Origin of the sequence: Microbacterium hanjuni (genome assembly GCF_043556395.1) — a bacterium.
In the GTDB taxonomy this organism is placed as follows: Bacteria; Actinomycetota; Actinomycetes; order Actinomycetales; family Microbacteriaceae; genus Microbacterium.
Genome location: NZ_JBIGIK010000003.1, coordinates 418,708 through 434,814, shown reverse-complemented (window position 1 = coordinate 434,814; position 16,107 = coordinate 418,708). Strand labels below are relative to the sequence as shown.

The window sequence follows — 16,107 nt, the reverse complement described above, 5'->3', positions numbered from 1 at the left end:
ATGCTGCTCGGTACCCGACGGTCATCGGCACTGGCTTCATCCTCCCCGATCACACGATGGAAGGGGCATTAGGTAAGTGCCTACAGGGTGTAGGTTGAGTCCATGCCCCGCACCCGCCTCGACACCGGCCGCGTGCTGGCGGCGGCGGCGGCCCTCGCTGACACCGAGGGGTTCGACGCCCTCACCGTGTCCGCGGTCGCCCGCGAACTGGGCGTACAGCCGGCCAGCCTCTACGAGCACGTCCGAGGGCGAGATGCGCTCCTGGACGGAGTGCAGCGACTCGCCCTCGGCGAACTGGGATCGCGCGTCGCCGACGCCGTCGCGGGGCGCTCCGGCCGCACCGCCCTGCAAGGACTCGCCGACGCCCACCGCAACTACGCCGCGGAGCGACCGGGGGCGTGGGCGGCGATGCAGCGCACCGCTTCGCCCGAGACCGCGCTATCGCCCGAGGCCGCCCGCGTTGCGACGCTGCTGCTGGCCGTGATCCGCGGCTATCCCGTTCCCAGCGACGCCGTCGTGCACGCGGCCCGCCTGGTCGGCGCGACGGTCAACGGATTCCTGGCGCTCACCCGATCGGATGCTTTCTCCCACCGCGCGGACGACCAGGAAGCATCCTGGACCACCGCACTCGACGCGCTCGATCGCGCACTCTCCACCTGGCCCCCCGAAGGAACCCCCTGATGATCACGACCCCGCTCACCCCCGATCTGGTCCGCGGCATCGCGGAGCTCGAACCGACGCCCCGCGGCCTGGCGCCGCACCGCCTGCCCGAATGGGTGCGTCGACAGTTTCCCGACCCGCAGCAGCTCGGGGTCGAGGCCCAGCCCTCGGGCGTGCGTGTCGCCTTCACGACGACCGCGACGCACGTTGAGCTCGTCTCGCAATCGAGCCGCGTCGTCTACCGGGGCACCGATCGACCCCGAGGGCGCGTGGACGTCGTCGTCGACGGGGCGCTCCACGCCCGCGATGAGCTCACCGGCGGCGACAGCGTGGAAGTCGATCTGCAGACCGGGGCGACGGAGGCCCACGCCGGGCCGCCGCACGTCACGACGGTCACCGATCTCGCACCGGGTGCGAAGACGGTCGAACTCTGGCTGCCCCACAACGAAACACTCGCCCTGGTCGAGCTGCGAACGGACGCCCGTGTCGAACCCGCGCTCGCCGACCGGCCGCTCTGGGTGCACCATGGCAGTTCGATCAGCCACGGCTCGAACGCTCTCGCCCCGACCGAGATCTGGCCGGTCGTCGCGGCGCAGGCGGGTGGTGTCGAGCTGCGCAACCTCGGGCTCGGCGGAAGCGCGATGGTCGATCCGTTCCTGGCGCGGGTGCTCCGCGATGCTCCGGCCGACGTGATCAGCGTCAAGCTGGGAATCAACGTCGTCAACTTCGACGCCATGCGGATGCGTGCCTTCGTGCCCGCCGTCCATGGATTCCTCGACACCATTCGTGACGGGCACCCCGATACCCCCCTGCTGCTGATCACGCCGATCTTCGCGGGCATCCACGAGAACACCCCCGGCCCTGGCGCTCTCGACCCGGCGACCTTCGGGTCGGAGCAGGTGCAGTTCATCGCCACCGGCACGCCCGGCGATATCGCGCAGGGCCGGCTCACGCTCGAGGTGATCCGAGACGCGCTGCGCGCTGTCGCCGCTCAGCGCGTGGACGACCCGAACCTGTACTTCCTCGACGGTCTGGAGCTGTACGGGGAGGCCGACGCCCTGGCGCTTCCGTTGCCCGATGCCCTGCACCCGGACTCCGAAGCGCACCGCCTCATCGGGCAGCGGTTCGCCGCTCATGCGTTCGGGGTGGGCGGGCCTTTTACCACGGAGATCGGAATCGCGGGTCGTCGGATCCGCGGCGAGTAGTCTGGGACGCGTCCGAACGTCCCCCGTGAAAGGACCGCTCCATGACCGTCATCGTCGTTCTGCTGGTCGCTTGGGCGGTGCTCACCGTCGTCGGATTCGCCCTCGAAGGCCTGCTCTGGCTCGGCGTCATCGGCATCATCCTCTTCATCGGAACCGTCGTCTTCGGCCTCGTGCGCCGCAACGTCGGCAAGAAGAAGCGTCAGGTCTGACGCTTCTTCCCTTGACATGACGAGAGCGGCGCCGGGGTGATCCCCGGCGCCGCTCTCGTTCGTTCCTCTCAGGCGAGGCGTCGGCGAAGCAGCAGGGTGGCCGCACCGCCCAGGAGCAGCAGCATCCCGAACCCGACGAGGGACGCGACGGCGCCGGTATCGCCACCGGTGCTCGGCAGTGCCCCGCCCCGACCGCCGGTGGCGCTCGAGCCGTCACCGGCGTCCGCTGCTGCTGGGGCGACGTACCGGAACACGCCCGCGTCGCTCGTGCCGGCGGGGGAGACCACGAGAACGACCGCGTCGCCCGGCGCGTTCGCCGGCGTGGTCACGCGCAACTCGGTGTCGCTGACGATCACCAGATCCGTTCCCGGGACACCGTCGAAGGTGACCGAGGTCACACCGTCGAGGTTCGAGCCGGTGACGGTGACCACTGTGCCGCCGCTGGTCGCGCCCGTGGCGGGTGTCAGCGTGTCGATCACGGGGTCAGGAAGGTCGAGGTAGCGGAAGGCGAACCCGAGGGAATCGCCGATACCGTTCGTGACGATCAGATCGACGAGCCCCGGCGCGTGCGGGGGCGCCATGGCTTCGATCTCGGTGTCGCTGATGACCGTGAACTCCGTGGCAGGGACGCCGTCGAAGGTGACCGACGACGTTCCGGTGAAGTCCTCACCGATGATCGTGACAACCGTGCCTCCGCTCTCGGGCCCCTGTTCGGGGGAGAGTCCGGCGATGGCGGGCGCAACCACCGGCAGGTATTCGAACGCGAGTGAGCTGTCCGACCCGTCCACGTTCGTGAGGGTGACCGCGACGCTGCCGGGCTCAGCCTGGGCCGGGGCGATCGCCGAGATCGTGCCGTCGGCGTTCACGGTGAACTCCGCCGCCACGGTGCCGAAGGTGACCCCGGTGGTGTCGGCGAGGTCGGTGCCGGTGATGGTGACGTCCGTTCCGCCGGTGACCGGCCCGCGCGGCGGGTCGAGTGACAGCCCCACGGGAGCTGCGAGAGCGACCGCCCGCACGGTGGCGGAAGCGAGATTCAGCTCGATGGTAGAGCCCAGGAGGTCGGGAGCGACCAGGATCGTCGCGGCGCGCTGAGTGAACGATCCGGCGTCCGTGCCGAGCCCATCTCGGAAATCACCGGGCCGCTCCTGCACATTCACCGTGATGGTCACCACCGTGTTGATCGCGTCGAACACGGGCGTCAGGGCAGTGATGGTGCCGGTGGCAGCATCCGTCAGATCCGCCTCGAGGCCGCCCAGGTCGAACGCCGCCGCCACCACGTCGCCGACGGCGGGCAGGATGCTGTCGACCGCATCGGTCGTGGCCGAGGCCAGGAACTCGTCGAGGTCCAGACCGACAATCTCGGTGTCCGCAACAGTCACCGTCGGTGCCGTGGAGCCGGCGAGACCGAGCAAGCCGCCGAGGGTGGTGTCGATCACCACGTCGAGCGTGCCGAGGTCGCCCTCGCCGGGGGAGGAGACCCCGGACGAGACGGCGATCTCGACCGCCGTCGAGGTGAGCACGTTCTCGATGGCCTCGTCGAGCGCGGCCGGAAGCTGGGTCGTGAGGATGTCGCTCAGGGCTTCCGTGATGGTCGGGTTGAGCGCGCCGTCGGAGAGCAGCACCGTGTTCGGGTCGAGGTCGTTGAGTGCGTACAGCTCGTCGAGATCGATCATGACCTCGCCGGTCGAGAGGGTGAGGGTGACCGGTCCGGACACGAACGCCTCGTCTGCCACCGTGTCGAGTGCGGTACCCAGATCGACTGTCACATCCGACGTGACCGTGGGGTCGTCGAGATCGATGTCCGCGAGCAGCAGCTCCTCGAGGATCCCGTCGAGCCCGCCGAGAAGGCCACCGACCGTGGTGTCGATCGCACCGTCGGTATCGGCGAGGGCGGTGAGTGTCGCACTCGCGTCGGCGAGCTCGCCGTCCAGCGTGGCAAGGGTCTCGGCGAGCACCGGCGAGGTGAAGGTGAGGTCGCCGGCGGCGATCTGATAGACCCCGGTGCTCGTTGCTCCGGTCGCGTCGCGGGTGGCCGTGGCCGTTGCCGCGACGGCTCCGAGCTCGAGGGACAGGTCGCTGAGCAGGCCCTGGACTTCCACGTCATCGAGCACGGGAGCGAGCTCCAGCGTGGTGTTCTCCCCGGGCGAGTCCGAACCCGCCTGAATGCCCCCGGTCGAGGTGATGAGTCCGGATGCTGCGTACGCGCCCGAGGAGTTGGAGCGCGAGTACTGACCCACGCCTCCGAGCGTCACAGCGCTCTCCGGTCCGAACAGCTGGACGCCGAGGCCGACGTCGATGGCGTCGAGCGCACTGACGGCGATGGGGGCGTTCACTTCATCGGCGGGCGGGAAGGAGGTGTAGGCGCCCTCCAAGGTCGCAACGGCGTTGAGGACACCGCCCGACAGGAGCAGTCCTTCGGCTTCGGCCCGGTCGGTCGGCAGCGCGGTCGCAGCGCCCCCGCCGACGCCGGCGGCGACGAGGCCGAGGGTCAGGCCGACGGCGATCGCCGTTCGTGTGCGGCGCCCCCCGGACTCACCTCCGTTCGACCTCGAGGTGGATGATCGAAAAGCGCGTCGTGTGAGCACAGGGAACCCCTTCATTCCGCCGATGACATTCCCTCCACCCTGCGGGGCGTGCTGTTCCCGGCGGCGACCGCGACGGGGAAACCAGTGTCCGCGGTTGCAAGCCCAGTGCCGCGGCCCTGCCGATCGGCGAAATCCCCGTAGTGTCCGCTCTGGTTCGCGGGCGTGAAGACAGCTACCCGATTCAGAAAAGACGCGAGGTCGGAATAGGGCCCTCGCCCTCGGGAGTTGTGGGTAGGTATGACGCGCATCGGAAACAGCGACCTCGACATCTTCCCCCTCTCCCTCGGCGGCAACGTCTTCGGGTGGACGGCGGATCGCGACACGTCGTTCCAGATCCTCGACGCCTTCCATGCCGGCGGCGGCGACTTCATCGACACCGCCGACTCCTACAGCGCCTGGGTCCCGGGCAACTCCGGCGGCGAGAGCGAAACCATCATCGGCGAGTGGCTCGCCTCGCGCCGCCCCGAGAACGTCGTGGTTGCCACCAAAGTCAGTCAGCACCCCGACTTCACCGGTCTCTCCGCGAAGAACGTGCGCGCCGCTGCCGAAGCATCCCTCAAGCGACTCGGCGTCGACACCATCGACCTCTACTACGCCCACTTCGACGACGCGAGCGTGCCGCTCGATGAGACCGTGGCCGCGTTCGGCGACCTCGTCACCGACGGACTGGTGCGCTACACGGCGGTGTCGAACTACAGCGCCGACCGCATCCGCGCGTGGATCGGCTTCGCGCAGGAAGGCGGCAGCGCTCTGCCCGTCGCCATCCAGCCCCACTACAACCTCGTGCATCGCAACGAGGTCGAAGACACGATCGTGCCCGTCGCCGAGGAGTTCGGCCTGAGCCTCGTGCCGTACTCCGCATTGGCGAGCGGCTTCCTCACCGGGAAGTACCGTTCGACGGACGCGGCCGGCCAGGCTTCCCCGCGCGCGCAGGGTGCGGCCAAGTACGCCACCCCGCAGGGCCTGAAGATCATCGACGCGCTCGAGAGCGTCGGCGACGCGCACGGCGTGTCCATCGCCGCGACGGCCTTGGCCTGGCTGCGTGCCCAGCCGACCGTTGCCGCACCGATCGCCAGCGCCAGCCGGGTCGACCAGGTCGAAGGGCTGCTCGATGGAGCCCGGGTCGAACTGACCCCCGACGAGGTCGCCGAGATCACCCGGGTGTCGCAGTGGTCGGCCTGATCTGACCGAGCCCCTCCCGGTGCTCGGCGGCGAGCAATAGCATTGCTGCGTTCGCCCGAGAACACCCCACCCGGAGGTGAGTCCCGTGATCCACGTGCGCGTGCTCGGAGTGGCGCTCGACGATTCGCAGCAGCACGTCATCCTGCTGAAGCCCGTGCACGAGCTGGGCGGCTCGGGGCGGCTGCTGCCCGTGTGGATCGGCGAGCAGGAGGCGACGTCGATCCTCATCGCGGTGCAGGGCGGGGTTCCGCCGCGTCCGTTGTCGCACGATTTGATCGTGCTGATGCTGCAGCAGCTCGGCGCCGATGTCGAACGCGTGGAGGTCACGCGCCTCTCTGAGGGCACCTTCTACGCCGAGATCACCTTGACGACGCCATCGGGCGTGAAGGTGATCGATGCTCGACCCTCCGACGCGATCGCCATCGCCCCCCGCACTGCGTCTCCCGTCTGGGTCGCCGACGAGGTCTTCGACGCCGCCGCCATCCCCGACACGGTCTCGGACGTCGAGGAGATTCCGAGTGACGGTGCCGAGGAGGAGAAGGTCGACGAGTTCCGCCGGTTCCTCGATGAGGTAGCCCCGGAAGACTTCGAGCCCTGATGACGCAGCACGCGATGCGCAACGGCATCCTTCTTCCCCGTGACCTCGCCGCGGACGGCCTCATCCCGTTCGCCGTCCAGGCCGAGACGTCGGGATTCGACGAGCTGTGGGTCGTGGAAGACCTGGGCTTCCGCGGCGGGATCGCGCAAGCGGCGGTCGCCCTGGCGCTGACCGCGCACCTGCGGGTGGGCATCGGCATCCTGCCCGCGGCCGTGCGCAACGTCGCCTACGCGGCCATGGAGGTCGCGACCCTCGCGCAGTTGTTTCCGGGACGCGTCAATGTCGGCGTCGGGCACGGGATGCCGGATTGGCTCAAGGCGGCCGGCACGTGGCCCGAGCGGCCGCTCGCCTACTTACGCGCGTACGTGCTCGCCCTGCAGGGTCTGTTGCGGGGCGAGACGGTCGCATGGGGCAGCGGTGAGCTCGCGCTCGACCCCGCGGCGGTTCCCGCGGTCGTTCCCGATGTGCTGCTCGGAGTGCGCGGGCCGAAGTCGCTCCAAGCGTCCGGTCGCGTCGCTCAGGGCACGATCCTCGCGGAGCCGAGCACCGAGGAGTACGTGACGGCGGCGCGCGAACAGATCGCGGCGACCGGCCCCCACCGCATCGTCGCCTACAACGTCGCGGCCGTCGACGATGATGGCGACGCAGCCGTGGCGGCTGTCCGCCCGGGACTGGAGTGGATCGGCGAGGCCGACTGGCTGCCGCACTTGCGCCCCATCGACATCGGCCCGGAGGTCACGGCTCTCCGAGCGCAGTCCGCCACGCGCGAGGAGTTCGCGCGTCGCCTGCCGCCCGAGTGGGTCGCACGCCTCGCGGTAGCGGGTACGCCCGCGGAGGTGCGCGAGCGCCTCGCGGGCCTTGCCCGTGCGGGTGTGACGACCTCGGTGCTCATCCCCGCGGGGCCCGACCCGCTCGCCGCTGTCGCTGCGCTCGGGCGGGCGCTCCCCGGCCGGTGACCGTAGCGCCGTCGGTCCGCAGCATCCGCCCCGCTTCCCCTGTCACGAACGGCGGGTGGGACCCGCGTTTTGCGACAGGGGAGCAGCGACGTGGCCATGAAAAGACTGCTCCCCCGTCACGAACGGCGGGTAGGACCCGCATTATGTGACAGGGGAGCAGCGAAGTGGGTGCCGAGGGGCGGGTCAGACGCGGGTGCCGACCCAGCCGAGGGCGGGAGCGACGTACTTCGCGAAGGACTCCACGAGGCGCAGGTTGAACTCGACGCCCAGCTGGCTCGGGATGGTGAGCATCAGCGTGTCGGCGCTGCGCACGGCGGCGTCATCGAGCAGCTGCTCGACGAGCACGTCGGGCTCGGCGGCGTACGACTTGCCGAACGTCGAGCGCATGCCGTCGATGATGCCGACCTGGTCGCCGTCCTGGCGTCCGCCGAAGTAGAGGTGATCCTCGGCCGTGGTGAGCGGGAAGATGCTGCGGCTCACCGACACGCGCGGGTCTCCTGCGTGTCCTGCCTCGCGCCACGCGGCGCGGAACGCGTCGATCTGCTGCGCCTGCAGCTCGTCGAACGGCAGCCCGCGGTCTTCGGTCAGCAGCGTCGAGGACATCAGGTTCACGCCCATGCGTCCCGCCCACTCGGCGGTGTCGCGGTTGCCCGCACCCCACCAGACGCGCGAGCGCAGGCCCGGCGAGAGGGGTTCGATGTGCTGCATCCCCGTGCCGCCGCCGAAGGGGCTCAGCGGGTCGCGCTCGGCCAGACCCTCGCCGTCGATCGCGCGCAGGAAGGTGTCGAAGTGCTCACGCGCCAGGTCGGCGCCACGCGGATCGGTGGCCCCGGTGAACCCGAACGCCTCGTATCCGCGGATGACCGACTCGGGTGAACCACGGCTCACACCGAGAGCCAGTCGGCCGCCGCTGATGAGGTCGACGGATGCTGCCTCCTCGGCGAGTGTGAGGGGGTTCTCGTAGCGCATGTCGATCACGCCGGTGCCGACCTCGATGCGCTGGGTGCGCGCGGCGATCGCGGCGAGCAGCGGCATCGGGGCCGACTGCTGGCGGGCGAAGTGGTGCACGCGGAAGTAGCTGCCGTCGACGCCGAGGTCGTCCATGCCCTGGGCGAGGTCGATCGCCTGCAGCATCGAGTCGCCCGCGGTGAGCATGCGTCCTGCGCCGAGGGGTCCGTAATGACCGAACGAGAGTGTGCCGAAGCGTTGCATGCCCTCATTCAACACCCGCGGGCGAAAATCATTCCCGCGAATGGACAGCGCGGCTCAGGCAAGGTGGTGGGGGTGGGCCCAGCCCCCGACGTACGCCTCGACCGCGGGGGCGTCGCCCAGCACGATCGCATCCGGCAGATCGAGCTCAGCGACCTCGAACGCGGCGTCAGTGCCCCAGCGACGCCGGCGCTCGTGAGCTCGACGGCTCTCTGCTCGCCCGAATGTCTCGCCGGAGGCGGCTCGCAGCGAGAGGGCGCCGATGTCGCCTTGTCCGAGGGAACGGATGCCGTCGGCGAGAGCGCTCGCCGAAGCGCCGCGCAGGGCGACCGGGCGATCGAGGTCGACCACCACCCGAGCGTCGGGGCGGTCGGGCCGCACCTCGCCCACTCGGGGATCCGCGGCGAACGGCCACGTCCCGGCGCCGTGCTCGAGCTGCACCCGTGCGCGGGGGAAAGCGGCGAGCACCGAGTCGACGCCGACGAAGGTCGCAGCATCCGGATGTCTGCCGTGCAGCCGGAAGACCACGTCGGGCGTTCCCGTGTCGATCCCGTGACCGCGCGAGCCGTCGAGCGGAATCGCCCGGGTGAGCAGCAGTGACTGGGCATTGCCGTCGCGGCGGCGTTCGGCGGGATCGAGCTTGCGCCCGGCCCACTCCGGTCCGTCGTGCCAGGCGACGGCATCGCGGACGTGTGCGAACACGGCGCCGTGCTGCCAGGCGCGGTGCGCCCACTCCCAGTCCTCGCCGCCGTACACGGTGAAGCTCTCGTCCATGCCGCCGAGCTCGTCGTAGAACCAGCGCGTGCACGCGAAAGCCGCGCCGATGATGTACCGGTACGAGCGGTCGTCGGCGTGCAGCAGATCAGCGGAGCGCTCGTACGCCTCGCTCAGCCAGGTCGGCTCGGGCAGCTCGTGCAGCTCGGCGGCGTTCTCGAGCGGAGCATCGAACGTGACGTCGCTGAAGTCGGCGTGGCGACGGCGCCCGACCGTCACCGCTTCGGGCAGCAGGGCGGGCAAGCGCGTGATCGCCCGCACGTACCCCGGCTCCGGCGCCGTGTCGGCGTCGAGGAAGCAGAGCACGTCGCCGCTCGCCGAGCGCGCCCCGAGGTTGCGCACCGCCGCGGCGCGGAAGCCGTCGTCGTGCTGGCGTACCAGCTCGACGCCCGGCGGCACCGCCGGCACATCGGGCGAGCCGTCGTCGGCCACGATGATCTGCACGAGGTCGGTGGGGTAGTCCTGCCGCTCGAGGGCGTGCAGCATCCGCCGCAGCTCTCGGGGTTGGTCGTAGTGGGTGACGATGACCGACACCGTCGGCAGGGGCTCGGGCAGGTGTCCGTCGAGCTCGTTCCACCCGTTGCCGCGCACCCAGGTGCCGAAGGGGGGCCTCACCACGTGAGCCCCCGCCACCAGGCGAGGTACGCCTCGGCCACCTCGAGGCGGCCATGCCCTACGGCGGTGTCGCCGAGCCAGGTCGATGCCGGGTCTCTAAGGGCCGCGGCCACCGCAGAGGCGAGGCGATCGGGGGCGGCGACGGTCACCGTGCCGGGGCGAAGCGCCGCCATCTCCGAGATGTAGCGGTTGGCGGTGGCGACGGGTCTGCGGCCGGCGGCGATCCAGCTGCCGAGCGACCCCGAGGCCGAGATGTGGCGGTGGGCGATCACCGGAACGGCCACGCTGCGCCCACGGCGCACGAGTGCGTCGTCGTCCAGGTAACCGGTGACCTCGACCGCGACGCCGCGGTCGGCGGCGGCCCGCACGAAGGCGTCGAGGTCGGCCGCGTGCCCCTCCGATGCCCGGCCGAGTACCGTGAGCGCGGGGACCCCGGCCGTCACCGCGGCATCGAGAGCTTCGGCGTGGCCCTTGCCGGGGTAGAAGAAGCCGAGCACCCCGATGCTGCCGTCGAGCGCCGACTCGGTGGAGCGGAGGCCCGGAATCCGGTCGATCGGCAGCGGGATGACGACCGCCCTCTGCGCGACCTCGTGCTCGCGCAGCAGCGACGCCTCGTGGGCGCTGTTGACCACGACCGCCGTCGCGGTGGCCGCGACGGCGCGATACGCCTCGCCACGGCGGATGAGATTGCGCTCGCCGTCGGAGGGTTGCGGCACGTCGTGGAACGTGACGGAGAACGGATGCTTCGCCGCGAGCCGGCGCACCATCTCGCTCGCCTCCTCGGGGGAAGAAGCCCACAGGCGGTCGGTGAAGTGCAGGTGCAGCGGGGTTCCGGGGGCCAGCTCGACCACGGCGGCGCGCAGGATGGCGAGGTCGATACCCGATGCTTCGGCAACAGCATCCGCCACCTGCTGCGCGTAGGTCGCGACACCGTGCTGGTGGACATCGTGCACGACGAGGCGGGGGAGTGCCCTCACGCGGCGCGCCAGCGCTCGAGCGTCGGCGCGAGACGCCGAACCGCGCGGGCGACGAACTCGGGGTGTTCGTGGTACCACGCTGCCTGAGCTGACTGCACGGCATCGGCGGTGACCGGTTCGCCGGTGATCACCCAATCGGGGGATGTCTCGGTATCGAGGTCCCATGCAGCGGCCACCCAGCTCTCCCGCGGGGCGATGATGCTCGACAGCAGCGGTCGGCCGGGGTCGTTCACCGTCGCCGCCGAGCCCAGGGCCGACAGCACGCGCTCGCCGAGGGTGAGCCACACCGGGTTGCCGGGGTGGTTGATCGTGCGCATCAGGTCGAACGACGGCTGGACGAACAGGTCGGAGATCGCGACGTCGATGACCTCTTCGCGCCGACGGAGCTCGGTGAGGGAATCCTCGCCGATCGCCCGCACCGCGGCGCGGCCCAGCGATTCGGGCAACGGGAGACCTGCGGCCCGCGCGAGTTCGCGGACGTCGTGGTAATCGACGACGGGAGGAGCCTCGGGCAGGGCGGGGTCGCGGATCACGGCCTGGAACGGATGCAGACCGGTGTAACGGACGATCGGGATGGTGAGGCCGCGTGCCGTCGGGGCCATCCGGGCGAGGATCTGCCGCGTGCCGAGGGGGAACCCGCGGTAGTCGTCCTTGATCGGTTGGGAGATCACGAACGCCACATCGCTGAGGAGACGATCGAGGTGCGGCAGGTCTTCGGCGGTGAGCTCGTGGACCGGCGGGATGCGCACCGTCGGGAACTCGGGCGACTGCAGCACGATGCGCAACGACTCCGCCTGGCAGTTGCCGACGACGATCGTGGCACCGGCCGGGTGCTCGGCGAGGTCGTAGAACTCGGCGTAATGCTGTCGCCGCGCCTCCGCGGCGGGGGTCATTATCACTGCCCGACCTCCATTTGCAACGGTCGGTTGCGGAGCGTCGTGTGATCCATAGTGATGAACGTAGCCCGAGAGCATCACCACCCGTCGTCCTGCGTATCTCCGTTGCCAAGATACGTTCGATGTTGTACCCCCGTGAAAACCCCACTCGCCAGGAGGTCGACCATTCACCAGACGCCCTCCGTCGACCGCATCCGGCTCGCCGCCGTGCCCGCGCAGCATCCCTACGTCCGGGCCGTGAGTGACCCCGACACCGTGACCGTATTGCCCGATCCCCTCCCGCCCGGAGCGGAACCCGGCCGGTGGTGGCCCCCGCAGGTGCTCGACGAGGGGTGGTTGGTGCACAACGCCGCCCGGTTCGATGTGCTCCACCTGCACTTCGGTGCGGAGTCGTACACGCCCGAGCACGTCGCCGCCGCGTTCGCCGCCGCCCGGCGCGCGGGCAAGCCGATCGTCCACACCGTGCACGACCTCCAGAATCCCCAGCTCGCTTCGCAGGAGCAGCACGAGCGGATGCTCGATGTGGTCGTCCCCTCCGCCGATGTGGTGATCACCCTCACCGACGGTGCTCGCGCTGAGATCGCGCAGCGCTGGGGGCGCGACGCGATCGTCATCGCGCATCCCCGGCTCGGGGACGCCGGCGAGCGCTTGCCGATCGGAAACTCGTCGTCGGTGATCACGGTGGGCACGCACCTGCGCGACCTGCGCCCCAACATTGACGCCGTCGGAGTGGCCTCCACCCTCGTGCGCGCGGTCGCGGGCCTGCGCGCGGCGGGCTCGAGCGTGCGCGCGACCCTGCAGATGAACGAGCGTGTGCGCAACGAGGACACCGCGATGCTCGTGCAGCAGATCGTCGCCGAGCACGACGGCATCGACCTCGTGCGTGGGCCGCGACTGCCCGACGAGCAGTTGCTGGCGGCTCTCGCCGACCTCGACGCCTGCATCCTGCCGTACGCGTACGGCACCCACTCCGGATGGCTCGAACTCTGCCACGACCTCGCCGTGCCCGTCGTGGGCCCCAGCGTCGGGCACTACCGCGACCAGCACCCCGCGGAGTACGCCCGTTTCGACATCGGCGACCCGGTGTCGCTCGCCGCGGCGATCGAACGGGCGACCACGCCCGCCTGGTCGCGGCCCGGCTCCGCTGCGCGCGCCGCCGAGGTGGCTGCGCGGGCGGGCGCTCGGGAGAGCGAGCTGGCCGAGGTGCGTGCCGCCCACACCGATATCTACCGTTCGCTCGTTCCGCGAGCCGCGGCATGAGCGCCCTCGGTCGGAGCCTGCCCGAGGGAGAGGCACTGCGGATCGCGGTGATCGCGCCGTCGCGCCATCCCATCCGCCAGCCCTACCCGGGTGGTCTCGAAGCGAGTGTCTGGGAGCGCGTACGGGGGCTGCGGGCCCGCGGCCACAGCGTCACCCTGTGCGGCCCGGAGGGGTCGGACTTCCTCACCGGACCGCGGCAGTTCGTGCTCCCGCGGCCGAAGTGGGGAACGATCGCGGAGGCGTCCGACACGGCTTACCCCGACGGCTACCTCGAATTGATCGAACGGTCGATGGGGGTCGCGATGGCCTACCTCGCCCGCAACCGTCGCCGCTTCGACATCGTCGACAACCACAGCCTGCACGGCACGCCGTTGTCGTGGAGCGACCGCATCGGCCTGCCGATGGTGACGACCCTGCACACGCCCCCGCTGCCGGCCATGCTGGCCGCCCAGCGCGGCATCGTGGGCGACCGGCACCGCTTCCACGCGGTCAGCCGGCACACCGCCGGCGAGTGGGCCGACGTCGGCGTCGACGCGACGGTCTTTCCGAACGGGGTCGACACCGAACGCTGGGCACCCGGCCACGGCGGCGACCGGTGGACGTGGTTCGGGCGCATCGTGCCGGAGAAGGCTCCGCACCTCGCCATCGACGCAGCGCGGCTCGCCGGCCGCAAGATCGTCGTGGCCGGCCGCGTCGGCGACGCCGAGTACTTCGCCACCGAGATCGAACCGCGGCTCGGCTCGCACGCCCGCTACGTGGGGCCGCTCCGCCAGAGCGCCCTCGCCCGCCTCGTCGGTCGGAGCGCCGTCGTTCTGGTGACCCCGATGTGGGAGGAGCCGTTCGGTCTCGTGCTCGCCGAAGCGCTCGCGACGGGAACCCCGGTCGCCGCTTTCGACGCGGGTGGGGTGCGCGAAGTCATCGGCGGCCTCCCCGGCACCGAGGTGGTGCCGCGCGGCGATGTCGTCTCGCTGTCGCTCGCGGCCGATGAGCTCGCCGCGCGTGCGGAGTACCCCGCCTACCGGGCCGAGATCCGCGCGGCAGCGGCCCTGCAGTTCTCCCTCGATCGGCGCCACGACGACCTCGAGCGCTTGATGTGGTCGTGGGTCGGCGACGAGCAGCGCATGGCGGTCGCGTGAGCGGTGTCGGCTGGTACGTGCACCATCACGGGCACGGCCACCTGACGCGTTTTCGCGCCGTGCGTCCGCACCTCGCGGGGCCTGTCGTCGTGTTCTCCTCGCTCGCCGCCCCCGCACACCTGCCCGAGGACACGACCTGGGTGGTCCTTCCCCGTGACGACGGCCGGTTCGTCGCCGGTGATCGCGAGGTCGACCCGCGCACGGCGGATCCGACGGTGGGTGGGATGCTGCACTGGGCGCCCCTCGGGCACCCCGGGCACCGGCGGCGCCTGACGACGATCGCCCAGGTTTCCACCGAACGCGCGCTCGACGCCTTCGTCGTCGATGTCTCGGTGGAGGTCGCTCTGTGGGTGCGCCTGCTGGGTCTTCCGGCCGTGGTCGTGACGCAGCCGGGGGAGCGCACCGACGACGCGCACGCCCTCGCCTACCGGGCGGCCGATCGCATCCTGGCCCCCTGGCCCGAGGGCATGGTCGCCTCCACCGCCCTCGACGCCGTCCGGGACAAGGTCACGTGGGTGGGCGGCATCTCCCGTTTCGCCGGGCGGGAGCGCACCCGCACCGCCGTTCCCGGAAGTGTGCTGGTGCTCGGCAGCGTGGCGGAACCGGGTGCCGTGACCGCCGCGGTAGCGAACGCCGAGGCCGCCGGGTGGAGGCTGCAGACGGTAGGAGGCGATGCTTCGGGGTGGCTCGATGACCCGTGGGATCTGCTCTGCGCCAGCGAGGTCGTGATCAGCGCGGCGGGGCAGAACAGCGTGGCGGATCTCGCCGCCGCCGGTTCGCGGGCGGTCGTCGTTCCGCAGGAGCGCCCCTTCGCCGAGCAGCTCGGCACCGCCGCGGCGCTCGCCGCAAACGGTCTCGCGGTCGTCGCACCGGCGTGGCCCGGCCGCGACCTGCCCGCGCTGCTCGCCCGAGCACGCGCGCTGCGGCCGGACTGGACGTTGTGGCGCACCGACGGCGCTCCCGAACGCGCCGCCGGCGTGATCGGCTCGGTCGCGGGGTGAGCGTGCGCACCGCCGTGGTGACCGTGGCCTCCCGGGCGCGCGCGGCGCATGTGTACCGCCAGCGCGCGTTCGTGAGCGCTCTGCACCGACCGCGTCTCCTGCGTGCGGAAGCGTGGCTCGACCCCGAGCCTCCGCCCGCCGATCCGCCCGCGCTGCACGTTCCACCCGGTGACCACGGGCTGCGCGTCGGGGAGGGGCGCAACGCCGCCGCCGACGCCGCGATCACCGCGGGCGCCGAGCTGCTGATCTTCCTCGACGCGGATTGCCTGCCCGGCCCCGAGCTCGTGGACCGTTACGTGCAGGCGGCGGCCGCGCTGCCCGGCAGCATCCTCTGCGGACCCGTGACCTATCTCGCGGAGGGGGTCGCTCCGGCGGGCCTGGCAGATCTGGACGCGCTCACCCGCCCGCACGCGGCGCGGCCGAACCCCGAGCCCGGCGCGATCGTGATCGCCGAGCCGGCGGACTACAACCTGTTCTGGTCGCTGTCGTTCGCCGTCGGCGCGGCGACGTGGCGGGCGTCGGGCGGGTTCTCCCCGGCCTATCAGGGGTACGGCGCCGAGGACACGGACTTCGCCTGGCGGGCCCGCGCGGCCGGCATCCCGCTCGCCTGGGTCGGTGGTGCCCACGCGTACCACCAGTGGCACCCGACGTCGGCGCCGCCCTGGCAGCACCTCGACGACATCCTCCGCAACGGTGCGACCTTCGCGGCCCGCTGGGGCGAGTGGCCCATGGGCGGCTGGCTCGAGCAGTTCGCCGCGGCCGGCGCGATCGAGTGGGACGGCGCCACCTGGCGCCGCGTGCCCGACCCGCCAGCATCCTGAGCCCCCCGCGCGGCGTAAGCCGC

At 71.2% G+C, this 16,107-nt stretch carries 15 protein-coding genes; 10 read left to right on the top strand and 5 right to left on the bottom strand.

Translation table 11 applies throughout. The features are described from left to right. Positions 1 to 102: 102 nt before the first annotated feature. The 3 genes from ACFXP5_RS14275 to ACFXP5_RS14265 are packed head-to-tail and all read left to right on the top strand — an operon-like array spanning position 103 to position 2,074. Complete coding sequence (locus ACFXP5_RS14275) at positions 103 to 681, top strand: TetR/AcrR family transcriptional regulator (RefSeq protein WP_394545157.1); 579 nt, start codon at positions 103 to 105, stop codon at positions 679 to 681. Further along, positions 681 to 1,865 (top strand): GDSL-type esterase/lipase family protein, encoded by a 1,185-nt coding sequence (locus ACFXP5_RS14270; RefSeq protein ID WP_394545155.1) that lies wholly within the window; start codon positions 681 to 683, stop codon positions 1,863 to 1,865. The genes ACFXP5_RS14275 and ACFXP5_RS14270 overlap by 1 nt, the downstream gene beginning before the upstream one ends. Positions 1,866 to 1,906: 41 nt before the next feature. Beyond that, complete coding sequence (locus ACFXP5_RS14265; RefSeq protein ID WP_394529087.1) at positions 1,907 to 2,074, top strand: hypothetical protein; 168 nt, start codon at positions 1,907 to 1,909, stop codon at positions 2,072 to 2,074. Between the two features lie 68 nt (positions 2,075 to 2,142). Here ACFXP5_RS14265 and ACFXP5_RS14260 read toward each other — a convergent pair whose 3' ends face one another. Then, positions 2,143 to 4,659 (bottom strand): choice-of-anchor G family protein, encoded by a 2,517-nt coding sequence (locus ACFXP5_RS14260; protein ID WP_394545153.1) that lies wholly within the window; start codon positions 4,657 to 4,659, stop codon positions 2,143 to 2,145. A gap of 237 nt (positions 4,660 to 4,896) precedes the next feature. On the opposite strand from ACFXP5_RS14260, the gene ACFXP5_RS14255 reads away from it, so the two are divergent. The 3 genes from ACFXP5_RS14255 (at position 4,897) to ACFXP5_RS14245 (ending at position 7,395) form a co-directional block, all read left to right on the top strand. Then, a complete protein-coding gene (locus ACFXP5_RS14255; RefSeq protein ID WP_394529085.1) occupies positions 4,897 to 5,841 on the top strand; it encodes an aldo/keto reductase in 945 nt (314 codons plus the stop codon). A gap of 85 nt (positions 5,842 to 5,926) precedes the next feature. Next, positions 5,927 to 6,439, top strand: coding sequence for a bifunctional nuclease family protein (locus ACFXP5_RS14250; RefSeq protein WP_394545151.1), 513 nt, complete (start codon positions 5,927 to 5,929; stop codon positions 6,437 to 6,439). Next, on the top strand, positions 6,439 to 7,395 hold the full coding sequence (locus ACFXP5_RS14245) for an LLM class flavin-dependent oxidoreductase (protein ID WP_394545149.1): 957 nt from the start codon (positions 6,439 to 6,441) through the stop codon (positions 7,393 to 7,395). The genes ACFXP5_RS14250 and ACFXP5_RS14245 overlap by 1 nt, the downstream gene beginning before the upstream one ends. A gap of 183 nt (positions 7,396 to 7,578) precedes the next feature. On the opposite strand, the gene ACFXP5_RS14240 is transcribed toward ACFXP5_RS14245, so the two are convergent. The 4 genes from ACFXP5_RS14240 to ACFXP5_RS14225 are packed head-to-tail and all read right to left on the bottom strand — an operon-like array spanning position 7,579 to position 11,863. Continuing rightward, on the bottom strand, positions 7,579 to 8,607 hold the full coding sequence (locus ACFXP5_RS14240; RefSeq protein WP_394545147.1) for an LLM class flavin-dependent oxidoreductase: 1,029 nt from the start codon (positions 8,605 to 8,607) through the stop codon (positions 7,579 to 7,581). A gap of 54 nt (positions 8,608 to 8,661) precedes the next feature. Next, positions 8,662 to 9,996: a glycosyltransferase family 2 protein gene (locus ACFXP5_RS14235; RefSeq protein ID WP_394545146.1), complete on the bottom strand. Its 1,335-nt coding sequence runs from the start codon at positions 9,994 to 9,996 to the stop codon at positions 8,662 to 8,664. Further along, positions 9,990 to 10,970 (bottom strand): glycosyltransferase family protein, encoded by a 981-nt coding sequence (locus tag ACFXP5_RS14230; RefSeq protein WP_394545145.1) that lies wholly within the window; start codon positions 10,968 to 10,970, stop codon positions 9,990 to 9,992. Before ACFXP5_RS14230 ends, ACFXP5_RS14235 begins: the two co-directional genes overlap by 7 nt. After that, complete coding sequence (locus ACFXP5_RS14225) at positions 10,967 to 11,863, bottom strand: WcbI family polysaccharide biosynthesis putative acetyltransferase (protein WP_394545144.1); 897 nt, start codon at positions 11,861 to 11,863, stop codon at positions 10,967 to 10,969. The genes ACFXP5_RS14230 and ACFXP5_RS14225 overlap by 4 nt, the downstream gene beginning before the upstream one ends. 138 nt (positions 11,864 to 12,001) lie before the next feature. On the opposite strand from ACFXP5_RS14225, the gene ACFXP5_RS14220 reads away from it, so the two are divergent. Genes ACFXP5_RS14220 through ACFXP5_RS14205 form a run of 4 tightly spaced genes read left to right on the top strand, consistent with a single transcriptional unit; the run spans position 12,002 to position 16,084 of the window. Then, the gene (locus ACFXP5_RS14220; RefSeq protein ID WP_394545143.1) at positions 12,002 to 13,126 is read left to right on the top strand and encodes a glycosyltransferase; all 1,125 of its coding nucleotides are present in this window, start codon (positions 12,002 to 12,004) and stop codon (positions 13,124 to 13,126) included. Next, on the top strand, positions 13,123 to 14,262 hold the full coding sequence (locus tag ACFXP5_RS14215; protein ID WP_394529077.1) for a glycosyltransferase: 1,140 nt from the start codon (positions 13,123 to 13,125) through the stop codon (positions 14,260 to 14,262). Before ACFXP5_RS14220 ends, ACFXP5_RS14215 begins: the two co-directional genes overlap by 4 nt. Continuing rightward, a complete protein-coding gene (locus ACFXP5_RS14210; protein ID WP_394545141.1) occupies positions 14,259 to 15,263 on the top strand; it encodes a glycosyltransferase in 1,005 nt (334 codons plus the stop codon). Before ACFXP5_RS14215 ends, ACFXP5_RS14210 begins: the two co-directional genes overlap by 4 nt. Next, positions 15,260 to 16,084, top strand: coding sequence for a glycosyltransferase family 2 protein (locus ACFXP5_RS14205; protein WP_394545139.1), 825 nt, complete (start codon positions 15,260 to 15,262; stop codon positions 16,082 to 16,084). Before ACFXP5_RS14210 ends, ACFXP5_RS14205 begins: the two co-directional genes overlap by 4 nt. Positions 16,085 to 16,107 lie beyond the last annotated feature (23 nt).

What these genes read in the sequence shown, in the direction of transcription:
- ACFXP5_RS14275 (WP_394545157.1), top strand. Translation starts at nt 103, where the DNA reads ATGCCCCGCACCCGCCTCGACACCGGCCGCGTGCTGGCGGCGGCGGCG.
- ACFXP5_RS14270 (WP_394545155.1), top strand. Translation starts at nt 681, where the DNA reads ATGATCACGACCCCGCTCACCCCCGATCTGGTCCGCGGCATCGCGGAG.
- ACFXP5_RS14265 (WP_394529087.1), top strand. Translation starts at nt 1,907, where the DNA reads ATGACCGTCATCGTCGTTCTGCTGGTCGCTTGGGCGGTGCTCACCGTC.
- ACFXP5_RS14255 (WP_394529085.1), top strand. Translation starts at nt 4,897, where the DNA reads ATGACGCGCATCGGAAACAGCGACCTCGACATCTTCCCCCTCTCCCTC.
- ACFXP5_RS14245 (WP_394545149.1), top strand. Translation starts at nt 6,439, where the DNA reads ATGACGCAGCACGCGATGCGCAACGGCATCCTTCTTCCCCGTGACCTC.
- ACFXP5_RS14240 (WP_394545147.1), bottom strand. Translation starts at nt 8,607, where the DNA reads ATGCAACGCTTCGGCACACTCTCGTTCGGTCATTACGGACCCCTCGGC.
- ACFXP5_RS14225 (WP_394545144.1), bottom strand. Translation starts at nt 11,863, where the DNA reads ATGACCCCCGCCGCGGAGGCGCGGCGACAGCATTACGCCGAGTTCTAC.
- ACFXP5_RS14215 (WP_394529077.1), top strand. Translation starts at nt 13,123, where the DNA reads ATGAGCGCCCTCGGTCGGAGCCTGCCCGAGGGAGAGGCACTGCGGATC.